The organism is Aquitalea sp. FG25 (assembly GCF_057809375.1).
Window position 1 is genome coordinate 99,042 of the sequence record NZ_JBMDJV010000002.1, and the last position, 18,367, is coordinate 117,408.

Consider the following 18,367-nt stretch of genomic DNA (forward strand, 5'->3'; position numbering starts at 1 on the left):
CAAGAGAATACATGCGACTGCATTACAAACACGTGCTGATGTGTACCGGCCCGCGCTGTACCGAAAACGGCCAGCAGGCCGAAGTCATGTTCAAGCAACTGGGCCAGGCCATTGATGCCTGCGACGGCCTCAAGGTAAAGCGCACCCGCAGCCATTGTTTTGCCGTGTGCAAGGAAGGCCCCATCATGGTGGTTTACCCGGAAGGCGTGTGGTACCGCAAGGTGGATGCCAGCGCAGTACAGCGCATTGTCAGCGAGCATCTGCAAGGCGGCGTGCCGGTAGAACCCCTGATTTTCCATCGCCTGGGCTCGGGCGATGTCAGCAGTGAAAGCGCGCAATGAAGCATGAAAACAATGGCGGCATCGTGCTGCTAAGCCATGCTGGCACCGACCTCACCGCGCTGGGCCGCGCCCGTTGGCCGCAGGACTTCAGCCCGGTGTCGGGCATTGCCCTGCAGCACATCGCCGACGAACAGCAGATGCAGCAACTGCTGGATGGTCAATTATCCAGCGCCCGCATCCTGCTGCTGCGCGTGCTGGGCCGGGTCCAGGCCATTCCCGGTTTCGACCTGCTGCGCCAGCACGCCATTGCCCGTCGTCAGGCGCTGATCATCCTCAGCGGCACCGGCGAGCCGGACCCGGAACTGGCCGCGCTCAGCACCGTTCCCCCAGCCATCCAGCAAGATGCCAATGCCTATCTGCAAGCCGGTGGCAGCAGCAATATGGCGCAGCTGATGCGCTATCTGTCCGACCGCCTGCTGTTGACCGGCCACGGCTATCTGCCCCCGGCGGCACTGCCGGAACACGGCCTGTATCACCCGGAACTATCCGACGGCTGCAGCCTGGATGACTGGTGTGAAATTCGCCAGCCCGGCTGGCCCACGGTAGCCATCAGCTTCTACCGCGCCCACTGGCTGAGCGGCAACACCCGCTTTATCGACATGCTGGTGGACATGCTGGCCGAACGCCAGATCAACGCGCTGCCCTTGTTTACCTCCTCGCTGCGCAGCCAGGACGCGCAGGGCCTGCCCGCCGCGCTGCAATTGCTGCGCGACCCACGCGCCGCTGAGCCCTGCGTGCTGATCAACACCACATCGTTTGCCATGGGCGAAGTCAATGCCGAGGGTGCCACCCAGGCCAGCTGGGCGGTGGAGGCTTTCGAGCAGCTGGACATCCCGGTACTGCAAGCCATCACCAGCAGCATGAACCAGGCGCAGTGGGAGCAATCCGAACGCGGGCTGAACCCGCTGGACACCGCCATGAATGTGGCGCTGCCGGAATTCGACGGCCGCATCATCGGCGTGCCGGTATCGTTCAAGCCGGAAGACCCGGCCAGCAGCGACTACCAGCCACTGCCAGACCGCATGCGCCGCCTGGCTGGTATTGCCGCCCGACTGGCGCGGCTGAAGCACACCCCGGTTGGCGACAAGCGGGTTGCTTTTATCTTTACCAACTCCAACAGCAAGGCCTCGCAAGTGGGCAATGCGGTGGGGCTGGATTCCGCCGCCTCGCTGTATGCGCTGCTGCAAGCCATGCAAGCCAATGGCTATGGCATCGGCACCCTGCCGGACAGCAGCGACGCGCTGATGCACAGCCTGATCGACCGTGGTTGTTACGACACCGACTACCTCAGCGCCGACCAACTGCGCCAGGCCATCGCCCGCGTGCCGCTAGCGCGCTACCAGCAATGGTTTGCCGAGCTGCCCACCCCGCTGCAACAGCGCATGCTGGAGCGCTGGGGTGCCGCGCCGGGCACGGCTTATGTGGATGGCGACCAGCTGATATTCGCCGGTATGGAGCTGGGCAATGCCTTTGTCGCGCTGCAACCGCCGCGTGGCTATGGCATGGACCCGGACGCCATCTACCACACGCCGGACCTGCCGCCCACCCATCACTACTACGCGCTGTACTGCTGGCTGCGCGACGAATGGCAGGCCGATGCCATTGTTCATGTGGGCAAGCACGGCACGCTGGAATGGCTGCCCGGCAAGGGCGTGGGCGTGTCGGAACACTGCTTCCCAGATGCGTTGCTGGGCGACATGCCCATGTTCTACCCCTTCATCCTGAACGATCCGGGCGAGGGCTCGCAGGCCAAGCGCCGCGCCCATTCGGTGATCATCGACCACCTGACCCCGCCGATGACCACCGCCGACACCTACGGCCCGCTGGCGCAGCTCACCCAGTTGGTGGACGAGTATTACCAGGTGGAAATGCTGGACCCGAACAAGCTGCCGCTGCTGCAGCAGCAAATCTGGGACTTGATCAAGGAAGCACGGCTGGACAGCGATCTGGCTGCCATGCTGGGGCACGACCATCATCACCATGATGAACATGAGCACGGTCACCATCATCACAACCACCATGACGACCATGACCATGCCCACCCGCATCCACCCAAGGCAGCGCAAGCGGGCTATCGCCTGAGCCAGCCCACCAAGACAGAAAAAGCAGCACCCGCCAAGGCAGCTGGCATGCAGTTCCGCCCGGTGGCCAAGGGCGCAGCGCACAGCCACGGCGCGCATGATCATCACCATCATGACCACAACCACGATCACCATGGTCATGCACACGGCCATCACCATCACGACCACGACCACGACCACGACGACCATGATCACGGCCATGCCCACGAATGGGATAACACGCTGAATGCCGATGGCGTGCCGCTGACGCTGGCCAAGATGGAGGGCGTGGATGTGGCCCACCTGATCGAAGACATCGACGGTTACCTGTGCGAGCTGGGCGCGGCGCAAATCCGCGACGGCCTGCACATTCTCGGCCAGGCGCCGCAAGGCGAGGCGCTGATCGACATGCTGTGCGCCCTCACCCGCCTGCCCAATCTGGCCGTGCCCAGCCTGCCCGCCAGCGTAGCCCAAGCCTTGGGCGTGAACTGGGAGGCATTGCAGGACGACAAAGGCCGCCGCCTGGAAAACGTGCCGGTGGCACTGGAGATGAGCAGCACCCAACTGCTGCACACCCGCAGCGACGCCATCGACCATATCAACCAGCTGGCACGTCAGCTGGTGGCACAACTGCTGAGCGCGGAGGCGGCTTCGATTCCCGCCGCCGTTGCCACCGTACTGCCACAGGCCGGTGACAGCCACGCGCTGCAACAGGTGCTGGCCTACATCCAGCGCGAACTGCTGCCCAATCTGGCGCGCACCCACGAGGAAATCGACAATCTGCTGCGCGGTCTGGCCGGTGGCTATGTGCCGGCAGGCCCCAGCGGCGCGCCCACCCGTGGCATGGCGCACATCCTGCCCACCGGGCGCAATTTCTACTCGGTAGACCCGCGCGGCCTGCCCTCGCAAGCCGCCTGGCAAGTGGGCAGCCAGCTGGCCAATGAAATGCTGGCGCGCCACCGCAAGGAAACCGGCAGCTATCCGGAATCGGTCAGCATCAGCGTGTGGGGCACCAGCGCCATGCGCACCCACGGCGACGACATTGCCGAAATCCTCGCGCTATTGGGCGTGCGTCCGCGCTGGCAAGCGGAAAGCCGCCGCGTGGCCGGTATCGAAGTGATTCCGCTCTCTGAACTGGGCCGCCCGCGTATTGACGTCACGGTACGCATCAGCGGCTTTTTCCGCGATGCCTTCCCGCAGCTGATTGCGCTGGTGGACGACGCAGTACAGGCGGTGGCCATGCTGGACGAAGACCCGGCGGACAACTACCTGCGCAAACACTATCTGGACGACATCCGCCAGCAACTGCTGCACGCCCTGCCGGGCAGTGCTGCCGATCCGGCGCTGCTGCGCGTGTTCGGGGCCAAGCCGGGCAGCTACGGTGCGGGTATTTTGCCGCTGATCAACGAGCAGAACTGGCAGACCGACGCCGACTTCGCCACCGCCTACCTCAACTGGGGCGGCTATGCCTATGGCCGCAACGTACAGGGGGCCGATGCCCGCGACGCGTTACGCCATCGCCTATCCGGCGTGGAAGTGGCGCTGCACAACCAGGACAATCGCGAACACGATATCTTCGACAGCGACGACTACCTGCAGTACCACGGCGGCATGATTGCCACCATCCGCAGCCTTACCGGCCGCCAGCCGCGCGCCTTCTTTGGCGACAGCCATAACCCGGACCAGCCGCAAGTGCGCGGGCTGAAGGAAGAAGTGCTGCGCGTGTTCCGCTCACGGGTGGCCAACCCCAAGTGGATTGCCAGCATCCAGCAGCATGGCTACAAGGGCGGGCTGGAACTGACCGCCACCGTGGACTACCTGTTCGGCTACGATGCCACCGCCCACGTGGTGGACGACTGGGTCTACGAAGAACTGGCCGCCCGCTACGCGCTGGACCCGGCCATGCAGCAGTTTTTTGCCGACAGCAACCCGTGGGCGCTCAATGCCATCAGCGAACGCCTGCTGGAAGCCGCCCAGCGCCAGCTATGGCAGCAGCCCAAGCCAGAGACGCTGGCCGCGCTGCAACAACTGCATCTGAATAGCGAAGCCATGCTGGAAGCGCGTGGCGAACATCCGCAAGGCCGCTCATGAAACAGATTTATCCGTTTGCCGCCATCGTCGGACAAGAACAACTGAAACAGGCCCTGCTGCTGTGCGCGGTGGATCCGTCACTGGGCGGCGTGCTGATCCGTGGCGACAAGGGCAGCGCCAAGAGCACCGCCGCACGCGGGCTGGGGGCCATTTTGCCGCCCATCCGCCGCGTGCCCGGCTGTGCCTTCAACTGCGACCCGGCCTCTCCCTTGCCCGAATGCAGCTGCTGTCAGGGCGAACACGCAGTGGCGGAAGACGCCGCCGTCCCCTTCGTCAACCTGCCGCTGGGTGCCAGCGAGGACCGCGTGCTGGGCAGCCTGGACTTTGAACAGGCACTCAAGCAAGCCCGCCAGGCCTTCAAGCCCGGCCTGCTGGCCAATGCCCACCGTGGCCTGCTGTATATCGACGAGGTAAACCTGCTGGCCGACCACCTGGTGGACGTGCTGCTGGACGTGGCCGCCATGGGCGTCAACACCGTGCAGCGTGAAGGCCTGTCCATCAGCCACCCGGCGCGCATCACCCTGCTGGGCACCATGAATCAGGAAGAAGGCGAACTGCGCCCGCAACTGCTGGACCGTTTCGGCCTGATGGTGGACGTGGCCGCCCCGCGCGATGCCGCCATCCGCAGCGAGGTGGTACGCCGCCGTCTGGCCTTCGAAGCCGACCCGCAAGGCTTCGCCGCCCGCTGGCAGGCCGAAGGCAGCGCGCTGCAGGAGCAGATTCGTCAGGCCCAGGCCATGCTGGCCACGGTAACGGTAAGCGACCACCTGTTCGACTTCATCAGCCAGCTGTGCTGCGAATTCGAAGTGGCCAGCCTGCGCGCCGACATCGTGCTGCACAAGGCGGCCCGCGCACTGGCCGCGCTGGATGCGCGGGCGCAGGTCAGCGCCGAAGACATCCGCACTGCCGCCATGCTGGTACTGCCACACCGCCGCCGCCGCAAGCCGTTCGAGCAAAGCGGGCTGGATCAGGACAAACTGGATGAGCTGACGCAGCAAGCGCAAAACCCGCCCCCGCCCGCCAGCGCAGCGGATAATACCGCCGCCACAGAACAACAGCCGGACGAGCAGCAAGACACGCCCGCCGACGACGAGCAGGACCAGCAGTCACAACAAGACAACGGCGGCGAACAAGTTTTCGCCGCCCGCGCGCCGCAGGACATTAGCACCATCCGCCTGGCCAGCCACAGCAGTGACAGTGAAGCCAGCGGCCGCCGCAGCACGGTGCTGAATGCACGGCGTGGCCACAGCGTGCGCGCCGTGCCCAACGCCCAGCCGCAGGCCCTGGCACTGGACGCCACCCTGCGCCATGCCATCCAGCGCAATCCGGCAGAATTTGCCGTCACCCGCGCCGACCTGCACGACAAGGTGCGTACGGCAAAACAGGGCAATCTGATTGTGCTGGTGGTGGATGCCTCCGGCTCCATGGCCGCCCAGCAGCGCATGGAACAGGTAAAGGGCACGGTGCTCAGCCTGCTGCAAGACGCCTACCAGCGCCGCGACCAGATTGCCGTCATCGCCTTCCGTGGCCGTCAGGCCGAGCTGGTGCTGCCGCCCACCCGGCAGGTGGAACAAGCCGAACAAGCGCTGCACGCCCTGCCCACCGGTGGCCGCACACCGCTGCCGCATGCGCTGCAACTGGCCGCCGCCACGCTGGGCCGTCAGGGTGCACAGGGCTTGTCGCCGCTGCTGGTGTTGCTAAGCGATGGCCGTGCCAATGTGGCACTGGGTGAAGACCATGCCGACCCGTGGCAGCAAAGCCTGCAACTGGCGGGCGAGCTGGCCGACGCCGCCATCCCGGCGCTGGTGCTGGATACCGAACAAGCCTATGTCAAGCTGGGCCGCGCCCGCCAACTGGCCGAAGCGCTGCAGGCGGAATACCTGCCGTGCGAGCAGCTGTCCAGCGAACAACTCACCATCACGATTCAGGCGCGACTGGGCTGATGCCGTCGCGCTGCATAAAGGAATAGACATGATTATCTGCATCGGAGCAGGCCCAGGCGATATCGGCTACCTGCCGCGCCGCTCGGCCGACCTCATTGCCAACGCCGACGTTGTCGCCGGTTTCAACGCCGTTATCGACGTGGTACGTCCGCTGATTCCGGACACGGCTCAGGTGATCCAGATGGGCTACCGCGACCAGGTGGCCCAGCTGGACGAAGTGGCCAAGCTGCACCACGCCGGTAAAAACTGCGTGGTGGTGTTCATGGGCGACATTCACTTCAGCGGCTTCCAGTATCTGGAACGGGTGGAACGTGCCTGTGGCCACCCGGTGGAAACCATGCCCGGCCTGTCCTCGGCCCAGGTACTGGCCTCGCGCGCCAAGGTGTGTTTTGACGAAACCACCTTCATCACCTTCCACCGCCGTGGCGACCTCACCCCGTTCAAGCGCCATCTGGTGCATGTGCTGCAAGACCAGCGCAATGCCATCGTGATTCCCTGTCCCTGGGACGAAGCCCGCTCCTTCATGCCCTGGCATATCGCCGCCTATCTGCTGGAAAACGGCATTCCGGCCGACCAGCAAGTGGAAGTGTGGGAAAACCTCACCCGTGGCGAAGCCGAATGGCACGGCACGCTGGCCGAGTGCGCCGAACACCGCTGCTCGGACATGAGCATCATGCTGATCCGCACCAAAACGCCGATGGACAGCCAGATCGAGCCCAGCCACCTGCCCACGCCGGAGCAGGCGCAATGAGCACGCAGGATTACAGCATCGTGCTGGCCGGGCATGGCAGCCGCGACCCGGCTGGCATCGCCGAATTCATGGCGCTGGTGGACATCATGCGCCAGCGCGCACCGCAGCGCCGCATCTACCACGGCTTTCTGGAATTCGCCACGCCCACCATCGACCAGGCCGTGGCCCAGGCCATTGCCGATGGTGCCAAAACAGTGGTGATGACCCCCGGCGTGCTGCTGGCCGCCACCCACGCCAAAAACGATATGCCCAGCGAACTGCTGGCACTGCAACAGGAACACCCGGATACCAACTTCCACTTTGGCGCGGCGATGGACTTGCACCCGCGCCTGCTGGAATTGTGCCGCCTGCGCATCATCGAGGCCGAAGCGCGCTCGCCGCGCACCGTGGCGCGTGGCGACAGCTGCCTGGTGGTAGTGGGACGCGGCACCACCGACCCGGACGCCAACTCGGAAATCGCCAAACTCACCCGCATGCTGGAAGAAGGCATGGGCTTTGGCGCGTCCTTTGTCTGCTATTCCGGCACCGCGCGCCCGCTGGTGGCCGATGGCCTGAAAGCAGCCAGCCTGCTGGGCTTTGAGCGCATCGTGGTACTGCCTTACTTCCTGTTTGATGGCGTGCTGGTCAAGCGCATTTACGGCGCGGTGGATGATCTGGCCGCGCGCTGCCCGGACATCGAAGTACTGGCCGCGCCGTATCTGGGCGTGCACGAACAAGTGGCCGAAGTGTTTCTGGAACGCGCGCAGGAAGGCGTGGAAGGCCGCGCCAGCATGAACTGCGCGCTGTGCAAATACCGGGTGCAGATCATCGGCTTCGAGCAGCAAGTGGGCACGCCGCAGCAAGGCCATCACGGCAAGGTGCGCGGCCTGCTAGCCAAAGACAGCAGCCCTGCCGCCGCCCCTGCATGGCCGCCCTATGTGCCGCACCCCATCGAAGCGGAAAGCATGCGCATCATCCGCGAGGGGCGCGACTGGTCGGCCTTTCCGGCGGAACAGCACACCGCGCTGCACCGGCTGGTACACACCACCGGCGACTTCAGCAGCGTGGACGAGCTGTACTTCTCGCCCGGCGCGGCCGACATCGGCATGCGCGCCCTGCTGCGCTGCCGCCGCATCGTCACCGATGTCACCATGGTGGAAACCGGCCTCAAGCGCGCAGTGCTGCAACAACTGGAAGTGGAAACCTGGTGCGGCGTGCACGACCCGGAAACCTATCTCTTGGCCGAAGCCCATGGCCTCACCCGCTCCGCCGCTGGTATCCGCCGCGCCTGGGAGAAGTTTGGCAATGACGTGATCGTGGCCATTGGCGATGCTCCCACTGCCATCATGGAACTGGTGCGGCTGGTGCGCGAACACGGCTGGCGACCGCAACTGGTGGTAGGCCTGCCGGTGGGCTTTGTCGGTACCCGCGAATGCAAGGACGCTCTGCGCGGCCTGCTGCAAGTGCCGCGCATCACCAATAGCGGCACCCGTGGCGGCTCGCCGTGGGCGGCCACCATCGTCAATGCGCTGATGATTGACGCCATCGGCCACGTGTACCAGCAGCAACAGGCGGCGCAAGACGCATGACCCACGAACGGCGCGTCCCCTACGACCTGTCGGTACTGGCCCCCAACGGCCTGCGCCGGGGTCGCACCACCGGCAGTTGTGCCACCGCTGCGGTCAAGGCCGCGCTGGCCTGCCTGCTGGACGGGGTGCGCGCCAGCGAAGTGGACATCAGCCTGCCCGACCCGGACTACTACCTCACCGTACCCATCCAGGCGGTGGACCTGCTGGAGCCAGACACCGCCCGCGCCGAAGTACTGAAAGACGGTGGCGACGACCCGGACAACACCCACGGTGCCACCATCTTTGCCCAGGTGCGGCGCAATGGCAGCGGCCAGCTGCGCTTTATCGCCGCCGAGGGCGTGGGCACCGTCACCCTGCCCGGCCTGCGCATTCCACCGGACGAACCAGCCATCAATCCGGTACCACGGCAGATGATGCAATGGGCGGTGGCCGAGGTGCTGGCCGGGCGGCCCGACCCCGGTTTTGATCTGGCCATCGGCTGCGTGGAAGGCGGGCGCATTGCCAAACGCACCTTCAACCCCATGCTGGGCATTGTCGGCGGCATTTCCATTCTGGGCACCAGCGGCATTGTCGAACCGATGTCGCTGGCAGCGTGGATGGCTTCCATCGAGGTGTATATCCGCGTGGCACTGGGCGATTTGCCCGCCGCCATCGCCTTCACCCCCGGCAAGATAGGCCGTGGCTACGCCGCCGATGTGCTGGGCCTGCCGAAAAAACAGGTGGTGCAGATTGCCAACTTTGTCGGCAGCTCGCTGGAACAGGCCGAGGCCATCTTGCAGGAACAGGGCCGCGTGCTGGACACGCTGTGGGTGCTGGGCCACCCCGGCAAGCTGGCCAAGCTGCTGGACCCCACGGTATGGGACACCCATTCCGGCAAAAGCGCCATGGCCATGGACGATGTGGCACAACTGGCGCAGGAGCTGGGCCTGAGCGCGGCACTGGTACAGGCCATCCGCCAGGCCAATACGGTGGAAAACATCGTGCAAATATTGCAAGGCCATCCGCAGGCGCAAGCCTTCTGGATGGAGGTAGAACAGCGGGTATCCACCCGCATGCACAGCCGACTGCCCAGCGCCCGCCGCGTGGCAGTACGGCTGTTCAGCATGGACGGCACGCCGCTGGGCGAAGCCGTCGGAGACACACATGAGTGAACTGGGACATTTCATTGGCGTGGGCGTAGGCCCGGGCCAGGCCGGGCTGATACCGGTGGCTGCGCTGCAGGCCCTGCAGCAGGCCGACATCATCTACCTGCCGCGCGCACGTGGCAGCGAGCAATCGGTGGCACAGCAATGTCTGGCCGGTCTGCCCATTGATGCTGGCAAATTCCGTGACGTGGAATTCATCATGGACCCGGACCGCAGCCTGCTGGCCGACCACTATGCCGCGCTGGCCGCCAGCGTGGCCGCCGAGCTGGAGCAAGGCCACAGCGTTGCCTATCTCACCATCGGCGACAGCATGACCTACTCCACCTACGGCTATCTGCTGGCCGCGCTGCGCGAACGCCTGCCCGGCCTGACCCACACCACCTTCCCTGGCGTCACCAGCTTTGCCGCCACCGCCTCGGCGCTATCCTGGCCGCTGGGCGAAGGCAAGGAACGCATGCTGATTCTGCCCTGCCCGGACGACATGGCCGCGCTGGAAGCAGACATCGCCAGCCACGACATCGTGGTGCTGATGAAGATAGGCCAGCGCCTGCCAGACGTGCTGGCCCTGCTGGCGCGGCTGGGCATTGCCCAGCATTGCGCCTTCGCCCGCCGCATCGGCCTGACCGATGAAATCCTGTGTCCGGATGTCAGCCAGCTGGACGCCTCGGCCAGCGGTTATCTGGCCACCATGCTGATCCGCCGCCAGGCGAGAGAGAAACGTCATTCATGAAAGTCTATTTCATTGGTGCCGGCCCCGGTGCCGCCGACCTGATCACCCTGCGCGGCGCGCGCCTGCTGGGTAGTTGCGGCATGGTGCTGTACGCCGGTTCGCTGGTGCCCACCGACATGCTGCAGCATTGCAGCGCGGGGGCGGAGATTCTGGACACCGCCGAGCTGTCGCTGGACCAGCAGGAAGACTGCTACCGCCGCGCCCAGGCCGCCAATATCGACGTGGCGCGGCTGCACTCCGGCGACCCGGCCATCTACGGTGCCACCGCCGAGCAAATGCGTCGGCTGGAAGCGCTGGGCATAGCCTACGAAATTGTCCCCGGCGTGTCCTCCTTCACCGCAGCTGCGGCAGCACTGGGCAGCGAACTGACCCGCCCGGCCATCTCGCAGTCCATCATCCTCACCCGCGTCTCTGGCCGTGCCAGTGCGGTGCCGGAGCTGGAGTCCATCGCCCGCTTTGCCGAACACCAGGCCACCATGTGCATCTTCCTGTCCGGCCAGCGGCTGAAATACACCGTGGCCGACCTGCTGCTGCACTACCCGCCGGATACCCCGGTGGCACTGGTGCGCCGCGCCAGCTGGCCGGACCAGTCCATCCACCGCAGCACGCTGGGCACGCTGCTATCCGAGGTGAAACAAAAAGACTGGCTGCTCACCACCCTGCTGCTGGTAGGCGCGGCGCTGTCGCGCGAAGGCGGGGTGGAATCCAGCCTGTACGCTGCTGGCTTCACCCATATCTTCCGTGATGGCAACGACCGCAAAACCCCGCGCCCGAGCAAGCGCAAGCCGGAACTGGCGGAACAATCCGAGCAGGCCCCGGAACAGGCCCCGGAACAGGAAGCCTCGTGAGCCACACCGCCATCTGGACCGTGCGCGAATCCGCCCTGCCGCTGGCGCGGCAACTGGCCAGCGCGCTGGATGCCACCGTCTACCAACCCTGGCAGCAGCCGGATTACAACGCGCGCCAGCAGTTTGCCAGCGTATTCCACCAGCACCGCCAATGGGTGTTGCTGATGGCCAGCGGCATTGCCGTGCGTTATCTGGATGGCCTGACACACAGCAAACTCACCGACCCCGCCGTGGTGGTGCTGGACGAAGCCGCGCGCTTTGCCATTCCGCTGCTGTCCGGCCACGAAGGCGGTGCCAATGCGATGGCCTACCACGTCGCCCGCCTCACCGGCGCCACCCCGGCCATTACCACCGCAACAGAAGCACTCAAACCGCTGACGCTGGGCATAGGCTGCCGCCGAGGTAAAAGCGCCGACGCCATCGAACAGGCAGTGTTGCAAGCGCTGGCCAGGCGCAGCCTCAGTGAAGTGCGCGAGGTGGCCACCATCGACCTGAAGGCCGATGAACTGGGCCTGCTGGAATTCTGCGCCCGTCACGACTTGCCCTTGCGGGTGATTGCCCGTGCCGACGTGGCCGCCCGCGGCTGGACCGGCCAGCCCTCCGCCTGGGTACAGCAGAATGTAGGGGTGGACGGGGTATGCGAGCCCTGCGCGCTGATTGCCAGCCCGCGCGGGCGCTTGCTAGTGCCAAAGATGGCGTGCGAGGGGGTGACGGTGGCGGTGGTGGAGGATGTGTTTGCTGATTTTGGCGCAGTTGAATAAGGGGTGTTGTATCCGCTTACGCGGATGATGGTTTTGATGCCGCTTCCGCGCGGCAGGCGGGAAAGAGGGCTTGCGTGGCCAAGCCCTCCTTCACCTCCAAGGCCACCCCGGCAAGCATGGCCTGCGGCTACCCTCCGGGGCCTGACACTGTTGCGGCACGGCTGGAACTCGCGATTGGCTAACGTCCAATCGCTCAAACAGCCAGCCGCTTAAAACCGCAGCAGCGTCACCCGTCGGCATGCTTGATGGGGACAAGGGTGGCGTCGGTGCGGTGCGTATTGATATGAATGCTGGTCGGAGCTGGCCCAGTCCCGTCAGCGCGAGCCGATACAGACGTGCTGCCCAAGGTGTTAAGCGGCTGCATGTTTGAGCACCGTGACGCTAGCACGGTGCGAGTTCAGCCGCGCCTTGGGCGGGATGGCTGTGGCGGGAATTCGATGCGCTGCGGGTCGCCTTTTCTTTGGGTACTTTCTTTTTGGCGAAGCAAAAGAAAGTACCTCGATGTAGCGTCGCGACCTTATTTGCACACTTTCGCGCGGTTATTTGCACAGATCCATTTTAAAATCATGTGCAAATTAGCCTGCAAAACAGGCTAAGTCCTCCCGCCAAATATCACCAGACTAATCGTGTCGTAATCGGATAGAGAAGTTACCCCACCCGGTCCGGTCACAATCTCCACATAGTCAACAGTCATCCCCCCTCCACGTGCACGCAGAATACCGTTTGCATCAGTCATGCTGGCTCCCGTCGGTGATCCAGCCATGATGTAATTGATGCTTGCCATTTTGGTGGCAAAGTAAACCCGGTAACGCCCTGTGGATACTTTGGTAATGCTGGCAACGTTATAGCCCCAGCGAACGGTTGGAGTACTTACCGCACCATTGAAATTCACCAGACAGCTCGGGCACAGTTGCTGCAATGCCTTGATATCACTTCCGACACTCTGAAGTGCAGTCAAAAACCGACTGACAAGGGTTGCCATCGCTAGGCTTTCGCTGCAGTGTAAGCGGCAACGAAATCTGTCGTGGGATCACCGATGCCGAGATTGGTACATGCCTGAGGCTGCTGCGCCGCAGTCAGTGACTGGGCGTCAGCAAAGCTGACCCGGTTTCCTACAGCCGTCAACAGGTTGGCCAGTGCCGTACCATTACTCCCCAGCTCTGCTTCAATTTCCTGCAGCGTGTCATAAGCTGCTGACGCACCACCAAGAATCTGAGTTTTCAGATCAGCAAGCAGCGCCGTGACTTTAGTAGAAGAGAAGGTTTTGTCATTACTGGCGGCAGTGTCGTCAATAGATGCACCAGCAGCACCTGCCGCCGCCTGGACCAGCCCCAGTACTTCATTGATCGCCGCTACCAAGCTGGTTTTTGCCGTCGTATTCAGGACATTCAAATTGCCTTGAGCCGCCTTCAGCAACTTGATATCAGCCGCAATGCTTTGCGCAAGCGCGGTGATTCTATTTTCGAGGGACATGGGCACTCCTAAAATTTTGCTATCTGATAAATAAGGTTGAGATCGATGTCGAATACATCGGAACCGGCAGGGCCTGGTGGTCCCGGAGGGCCTTGCCGAGCGACATCAACAATTGTTTCCCGCTCGGTGATAGTGACTTCAAGAACCTCGCGGGCTGGGGTCGGAGTCAGTTCAATCACTTCAGTCATGCCAATACCCCCGGCAAAACTTCAATCCGGCCTGTCATGAACGGGTCAACCCGGCGCGGCTCCGGCCCAGGCCATTTAACGCGCAGGTTAAACACAGCATCACGCCAGGTGTAAGTGCGGGTGATAGCCTCTTCAATGCGGAGGGTGATGGCGTTGCCGTTCACAGCGATACCGGCATTTGCAGTCGTGAGATGAATCAGAGTGGTAGCTTTATCCGTGCTGGACTTAGCCACCAGTTCAAACTCGGCCCCGGTCAGGTCGACCGGCTGGCCACCGGCCAGCCATTCCCAGGTATGCAGGAAGGTGCAGCCCTGGACGATGATCAGCGGTTCTTTACGGGCAAAGGGGAGCAAGGTGGCCTCTCAAAACAAAACACCGGACATTGAGTGCCAAGTGTCCGGTGTTTCTGCTTAGGAGGAACGGGGGAAGGGGTTCGTACAGATAGTCAGACAAAGAAAAACGACTGGTCCTTCTCATTGTCCGACAGGTAGATTTTTCCTGGTGCAATCGCCCGCAGGTACATCGCATCAGAACTGGACTTGATGACCGCATCACTAGGAAACGGTGCTGCCGCCAAGGCATCACCGAAGCCAGCATAGTCCACATGCTTGGCACCACCGTACGGGATGTCCCAGCACTGCAGGCTGAACACATTGCCAGCGTTCAGGGCAAAGGTATGGCCCAGCATTGAGGTCCGAGGGAAAGTGACTTCGGAAATAACCTCTTCCCCCAGAAACCAGGCAGACATCGTCCTATCGTAGATACCTTGCTGCTGTAGATAGGCATCCACATCAATCTGCTTGATGTTCGGGTGCTCACCCACGTCATGAACAACAGTCTTGAACTCGGCCAGCGCTTTACCATTGAATTCGTAGCGAAGATGAAATACCTGCTGGTAGAGCTGTACGGTATCCGACAAGCCAGAGGATGCCGTAATGGTGACGCTTCCCAGCATGATGGCCTCGTTGAGATTGACGATATCAATGCCGTACAGCGCGTTATTTTCAATATCGACCACGCGGCCGATGCTGTCGATATAGCGCGTATAAGCCAAGGTGACCTCGTAGCGAACCTTGCTGGTCGTACCCGGAGTGGTAACGCCTGTTTTCTTCACCACACTGACGGCAACATCATAGAAATAGATCCCGTCATAGATCACAGCACAGCTGCCATCCCACGACGAACACACCCACTTGGGGCTGAGCGGAATATCGCCGGAAACCGCCACGGTGAATGCTGGGCGTACCGCCTGGTCGCCCATATCCGCCATACCTGCTGCGCGAGGCGCTCCCAGCCACAAGACTTCACCAGGTGCAATCGGGTACAACCAGGCGACCAGGGCAGAGCCGGTAAAGATATTGGCCGGGTACTTCCCTGCATACACGCAGCCATTAGGACCATACGACCACACTTCTTGGCGGGCACCGGGTACGTTATGGGGTGCTCCTGGTACGCGGGCACGATTGCAATAGGCTGGCCATGTGGAGCCGTCAAACCAGGTAAAAAACGGGCTATAGCCATGCCAGGCAAAGCGACTGCCATCATCCCGCACAAACGCCCCGACTCCGTTGGCTGCACCTTCAACGTGGCCACCAAAAAAGCCCATGCTGACCGGCACCATCATGATGGCAGCTTCCCGCTCAAGGTAATGGTGACGGATGTCCCGGTAATGGCATTGCCTGAGGCATCGGACTCGGCCAGGGTGATGGTTTTAACCGGCACCATCCCGATGGCGAATAATCCATCAGACGTAAACCTGGTAGTCAGTTCCGTAGAGGTATCCCCCCAGGTCCTTGCGGTCTCCACGTAGGCCGATGCCAGCCCGGCACCGCCAGAGGCGCTGGCCGCTTCTTTGGCCTTCCCCCTGAAGATACCCCCGGCAATGCCACCCGGCCCGCTGACTGCCGGCAGGCTGCTGGCCGTGGTCGTTTGATTGTTCTGCCGGGCGAGAGCCTTGGCAACTTCTGCTGCCTGCTGTGCATTCATCCGTGCCATGGCTCAGCTCTCATAGATCGGGTTGGTGACCAGGGAGACATTGCTGTATTCCCCATCCGCCAGCGCGGACTGGTCGACCAGCAGCCACAAGGCCTGCATGCCACTGACCACCTGGCCCAGATCGACGGATGCACTGGCGCTGGCCAGCGCAGACAGTGAGGTGGCCAGGTGAATGGCGCTGGCCAGCACACCAGGCTGCACGGCATTGGCAGTCAGCGTGATGCTGCCGCCACTCGCGGCCTGGGCTTGGGCCGTGCCATCTGTTCCCACCCAGATACGGGTCGCGGTACCGCCCTTGATTGCCAGGCTGGCCAGCGGCATGGTCCGGGCTGCATCTTCATAAAAACCAAAGGTCAGACTCATCGCATTTCCAGGGTATCGACCGGGATGGCCACGCTGATGTTGTAGGCCAGCTCCCGCGAAACAGGGTCAGTCAAAAACACCGGAATATCTGGCACCGAAATTGCCACCTCATGGGGATAGGCCGAGCTGGTATCGCCTGCGGCACCGGTGGTGTAGCCGGTGGTGGTGGCACTGTAGCTCCCTATCCCCTCAAGGCAGGTGCCCAGATCGGCGCTATCGGCCTGCGACATGTTCGGCAGGCCGGTGAGTTCCGGTGCCAGGATCGGATCACTGTTAGCGGTACCGGCAGCCACCAGCCCGGAGATCGCAAGTTCCACATCAGTGATCGCGCTGCCGGCCATGGTGTCGTAATGCTCGACCAGGCGTGCCACCTTGCCGATAGCCAACATATCGACACTATTCAATGTCACGCCCAGGTCCACATCCAGCAGTGGATTGCTTTGCGCTTTGAATTGCACTCGGGTGGTCCGATGCGAGGCCAGAATCTGGCGACGGGCGATGGCCGCCAGTGTCTGCAGGGCAAGGTTGGCATCTTCGCGGCTGGCCCCAGCCAGTGAGGTCAGGTCCGTGGTCGTAGTGCCGATATCAGGCAGCATGGTGGTCGAGCTAATCCAGCTGCTCGCATCAAACAGGCCAGAGGCATCCATGCTGACTGTCTGGCCCTGGCGCTTCAGCATACCCAGTGCCGCTACGCTATCTGGAGCATGGACCGTAATGCGCCAGCGTTCAGTCATGGACTGCACCACACGCCTGGCAAGTTGCAGGACTGCGCCGGCACAGCGCGGGTCGTCGGCAGCGGGGCCGGTGTAGTCATTGCGGAAGGTCAGGATGGCGACGGCGCTGGAAGACGGGTTGCCTTCAATGATTGCTCCAGAGGCATCCACATAGCCAACGTACTGGGTGCCCTGCAGTGGCGCGGTCCAGGCCTCAGAGCGCAGTTTCCAGCCGCTACTCTCCACAGCTGAACGGAACAGGCTCTTTTCGGGCAGCTTGAACGGCTTGCCATTACGTCCCCGTACAAACTCACCATAGGACAGGCCCATACTCCAGTTGATGACGCGCCGGTACTCATGCAGGCGCGGGTAGCGATACTGCAGGCTGCAATCCACAACCTGCTCCATTGCAGACTCGCTGGTCACCGCACTGCCTTTACCATCTCGTGCCACCTGGAACGGTGTGCCCCACATGATGCATGAGGCTGCGCCAGCACTGAGTGTCACCTGGGGCGTGTAACGGCCATCAGCCAGAACTCTGGTGGTAACGGACCAGGAGCCGGTACTGCCCGCCACGGTGGTTAGCACCTGGCCAGCAATGTCCACACGGATATCCATGCCTGGCACGGCAATACCGGCCAGCGTCGGCTGGGAATTGGTGGTCAGGGTGGTGTTGTCAGCCAGATGGCAAATCGGGGTGGTACTGACTGGCTGGACGCCAATATTGTCATTGGTGACTAGGTTAACCACGGACTGCCGGGCAGCCGGCTGGATAGCAAGCGACCCGTCTGCCAGATCATCGTCCGTCAACGTCAGCCGGGAGGCCAGACCAGCCCACGGCGTCAGCCGGGGTGCGCCATACACATCCAGATCATAGGCGGCGGGCAGCGTGGAGAGCCGGTCCTGGGCGTACTGCAGGCTGTCGGCATAGCGGGCAAACACATGGGGCGACCAGAAGCCACCCAGCAAGGCATCCAGCTCGGTGCGGGTGGCCAAGGCCAGCGAGTCGCGCCGGCCATCGGTACCGTGCAAGGTGGCAATGCCGGTTTCAGCATCAATCTCCGGCAGCGCGACCCGCCCGGTAAACCGCCGTACCCATGCACTAAGGAGCGTGTGTTGCACATCAATGGCCAGGACTGCACTAGACAGGCTGGCAAACGACTCACCCGCGACCAAGAATAGCCTGACCGAGGCAATACGGGCCGTATCTTCTTCGGCTTCGATAGTGACTTCACCGGCAATGCGGTCAGAGACATCGACCCCACCCAGCGTCACCCTGACATCCCATGCCTCCGATGGCAGAGACTGGGCATGTGCTACGGTAATCACTAGCGGCAAGGAAACAGTTTGTCCGGCGTGAACCGTTGAACCCGCTGCAGCCGACGAGAGACCGATTG

The 18,367-nt window shown here is 63.0% G+C and carries 17 protein-coding genes; 9 read left to right on the forward strand and 8 right to left on the reverse strand.

Going from position 1 to position 18,367, the window contains the following annotated elements:
* Positions 1 to 11: 11 nt before the first annotated feature.
* From ACODR9_RS02145 to ACODR9_RS02185, 9 genes are read left to right on the forward strand one after another with little or no spacing between them, the layout of a single operon-like run.
* Positions 12 to 341 (forward strand): (2Fe-2S) ferredoxin domain-containing protein, encoded by a 330-nt coding sequence (locus ACODR9_RS02145; RefSeq protein ID WP_488807359.1) that lies wholly within the window; start codon positions 12 to 14, stop codon positions 339 to 341.
* Positions 338 to 4,492, forward strand: coding sequence for a cobaltochelatase subunit CobN (locus ACODR9_RS02150; RefSeq protein WP_488807360.1), 4,155 nt, complete (start codon positions 338 to 340; stop codon positions 4,490 to 4,492). The genes ACODR9_RS02145 and ACODR9_RS02150 overlap by 4 nt, the downstream gene beginning before the upstream one ends.
* Positions 4,489 to 6,435, forward strand: a complete 1,947-nt coding sequence (locus tag ACODR9_RS02155) for a putative cobaltochelatase (RefSeq protein ID WP_488807361.1) — start codon at positions 4,489 to 4,491, stop codon at positions 6,433 to 6,435. Before ACODR9_RS02150 ends, ACODR9_RS02155 begins: the two co-directional genes overlap by 4 nt.
* Positions 6,320 to 7,186: a cobalt-precorrin-7 (C(5))-methyltransferase gene (locus ACODR9_RS02160; protein WP_488807362.1), complete on the forward strand. Its 867-nt coding sequence runs from the start codon at positions 6,320 to 6,322 to the stop codon at positions 7,184 to 7,186. The genes ACODR9_RS02155 and ACODR9_RS02160 overlap by 116 nt, the downstream gene beginning before the upstream one ends.
* Complete coding sequence (locus ACODR9_RS02165; RefSeq protein WP_488807363.1) at positions 7,183 to 8,754, forward strand: precorrin-8X methylmutase; 1,572 nt, start codon at positions 7,183 to 7,185, stop codon at positions 8,752 to 8,754. The genes ACODR9_RS02160 and ACODR9_RS02165 overlap by 4 nt, the downstream gene beginning before the upstream one ends.
* Positions 8,751 to 9,905, forward strand: a complete 1,155-nt coding sequence (gene cbiD / locus ACODR9_RS02170) for a cobalt-precorrin-5B (C(1))-methyltransferase CbiD (RefSeq protein ID WP_488807364.1) — start codon at positions 8,751 to 8,753, stop codon at positions 9,903 to 9,905. The genes ACODR9_RS02165 and cbiD overlap by 4 nt, the downstream gene beginning before the upstream one ends.
* Positions 9,898 to 10,629 carry a precorrin-2 C(20)-methyltransferase gene (gene cobI, locus ACODR9_RS02175; protein ID WP_488807365.1) on the forward strand — a complete coding sequence of 244 codons (732 nt, stop codon included), beginning with the start codon at positions 9,898 to 9,900 and terminating at the stop codon, positions 10,627 to 10,629. Before cbiD ends, cobI begins: the two co-directional genes overlap by 8 nt.
* The gene (cobM, locus tag ACODR9_RS02180) at positions 10,626 to 11,477 is read left to right on the forward strand and encodes a precorrin-4 C(11)-methyltransferase (protein WP_488807366.1); all 852 of its coding nucleotides are present in this window, start codon (positions 10,626 to 10,628) and stop codon (positions 11,475 to 11,477) included. Before cobI ends, cobM begins: the two co-directional genes overlap by 4 nt.
* A complete protein-coding gene (locus ACODR9_RS02185; RefSeq protein ID WP_488807367.1) occupies positions 11,474 to 12,238 on the forward strand; it encodes a cobalamin biosynthesis protein in 765 nt (254 codons plus the stop codon). Before cobM ends, ACODR9_RS02185 begins: the two co-directional genes overlap by 4 nt.
* Positions 12,239 to 12,830: 592 nt before the next feature.
* Here the strand turns inward: ACODR9_RS02185 and ACODR9_RS02190 are convergent.
* The 8 genes from ACODR9_RS02190 to ACODR9_RS02225 form a co-directional block, all read right to left on the reverse strand.
* Positions 12,831 to 13,220: a hypothetical protein gene (locus ACODR9_RS02190; RefSeq protein WP_488807368.1), complete on the reverse strand. Its 390-nt coding sequence runs from the start codon at positions 13,218 to 13,220 to the stop codon at positions 12,831 to 12,833.
* 2 nt (positions 13,221 to 13,222) lie between these two features.
* Positions 13,223 to 13,711 carry a hypothetical protein gene (locus ACODR9_RS02195; RefSeq protein ID WP_488807369.1) on the reverse strand — a complete coding sequence of 163 codons (489 nt, stop codon included), beginning with the start codon at positions 13,709 to 13,711 and terminating at the stop codon, positions 13,223 to 13,225.
* Positions 13,712 to 13,719: 8 nt separating this feature from the next.
* A complete protein-coding gene (locus ACODR9_RS02200) occupies positions 13,720 to 13,899 on the reverse strand; it encodes a hypothetical protein (protein ID WP_488807370.1) in 180 nt (59 codons plus the stop codon).
* Complete coding sequence (locus ACODR9_RS02205) at positions 13,896 to 14,252, reverse strand: hypothetical protein (protein ID WP_488807371.1); 357 nt, start codon at positions 14,250 to 14,252, stop codon at positions 13,896 to 13,898. The genes ACODR9_RS02200 and ACODR9_RS02205 overlap by 4 nt, the downstream gene beginning before the upstream one ends.
* Before the next feature lie 92 nt (positions 14,253 to 14,344).
* Positions 14,345 to 15,523 (reverse strand): hypothetical protein, encoded by a 1,179-nt coding sequence (locus tag ACODR9_RS02210; RefSeq protein ID WP_488807372.1) that lies wholly within the window; start codon positions 15,521 to 15,523, stop codon positions 14,345 to 14,347.
* A complete protein-coding gene (locus ACODR9_RS02215; RefSeq protein ID WP_488807373.1) occupies positions 15,520 to 15,894 on the reverse strand; it encodes a hypothetical protein in 375 nt (124 codons plus the stop codon). The genes ACODR9_RS02210 and ACODR9_RS02215 overlap by 4 nt, the downstream gene beginning before the upstream one ends.
* 3 nt (positions 15,895 to 15,897) lie before the next feature.
* A complete protein-coding gene (locus ACODR9_RS02220; protein WP_488807374.1) occupies positions 15,898 to 16,257 on the reverse strand; it encodes a hypothetical protein in 360 nt (119 codons plus the stop codon).
* Positions 16,254 to 18,308 (reverse strand): Ig-like domain-containing protein, encoded by a 2,055-nt coding sequence (locus ACODR9_RS02225; protein WP_488807375.1) that lies wholly within the window; start codon positions 18,306 to 18,308, stop codon positions 16,254 to 16,256. Before ACODR9_RS02225 ends, ACODR9_RS02220 begins: the two co-directional genes overlap by 4 nt.
* Positions 18,309 to 18,367: the final 59 nt, after the last annotated feature.

Excerpts from the sequence above, each read along its gene's own strand:
- ACODR9_RS02200 (WP_488807370.1), bottom strand. The coding sequence starts at position 13,899 with ATGACTGAAGTGATTGAACTGACTCCGACCCCAGCCCGCGAGGTTCTT.
- cobM (WP_488807366.1), top strand. The coding sequence starts at position 10,626 with ATGAAAGTCTATTTCATTGGTGCCGGCCCCGGTGCCGCCGACCTGATC.
- ACODR9_RS02210 (WP_488807372.1), bottom strand. The coding sequence starts at position 15,523 with ATGATGGTGCCGGTCAGCATGGGCTTTTTTGGTGGCCACGTTGAAGGT.
- ACODR9_RS02145 (WP_488807359.1), top strand. The coding sequence starts at position 12 with ATGCGACTGCATTACAAACACGTGCTGATGTGTACCGGCCCGCGCTGT.
- ACODR9_RS02160 (WP_488807362.1), top strand. The coding sequence starts at position 6,320 with ATGTCAAGCTGGGCCGCGCCCGCCAACTGGCCGAAGCGCTGCAGGCGG.
- cbiD (WP_488807364.1), top strand. The coding sequence starts at position 8,751 with ATGACCCACGAACGGCGCGTCCCCTACGACCTGTCGGTACTGGCCCCC.
- ACODR9_RS02220 (WP_488807374.1), bottom strand. The coding sequence starts at position 16,257 with ATGAGTCTGACCTTTGGTTTTTATGAAGATGCAGCCCGGACCATGCCG.
- ACODR9_RS02195 (WP_488807369.1), bottom strand. The coding sequence starts at position 13,711 with ATGTCCCTCGAAAATAGAATCACCGCGCTTGCGCAAAGCATTGCGGCT.
- cobI (WP_488807365.1), top strand. The coding sequence starts at position 9,898 with ATGAGTGAACTGGGACATTTCATTGGCGTGGGCGTAGGCCCGGGCCAG.
- ACODR9_RS02150 (WP_488807360.1), top strand. The coding sequence starts at position 338 with ATGAAGCATGAAAACAATGGCGGCATCGTGCTGCTAAGCCATGCTGGC.
- ACODR9_RS02190 (WP_488807368.1), bottom strand. The coding sequence starts at position 13,220 with ATGGCAACCCTTGTCAGTCGGTTTTTGACTGCACTTCAGAGTGTCGGA.
- ACODR9_RS02155 (WP_488807361.1), top strand. The coding sequence starts at position 4,489 with ATGAAACAGATTTATCCGTTTGCCGCCATCGTCGGACAAGAACAACTG.
- ACODR9_RS02215 (WP_488807373.1), bottom strand. The coding sequence starts at position 15,894 with ATGGCACGGATGAATGCACAGCAGGCAGCAGAAGTTGCCAAGGCTCTC.
- ACODR9_RS02165 (WP_488807363.1), top strand. The coding sequence starts at position 7,183 with ATGAGCACGCAGGATTACAGCATCGTGCTGGCCGGGCATGGCAGCCGC.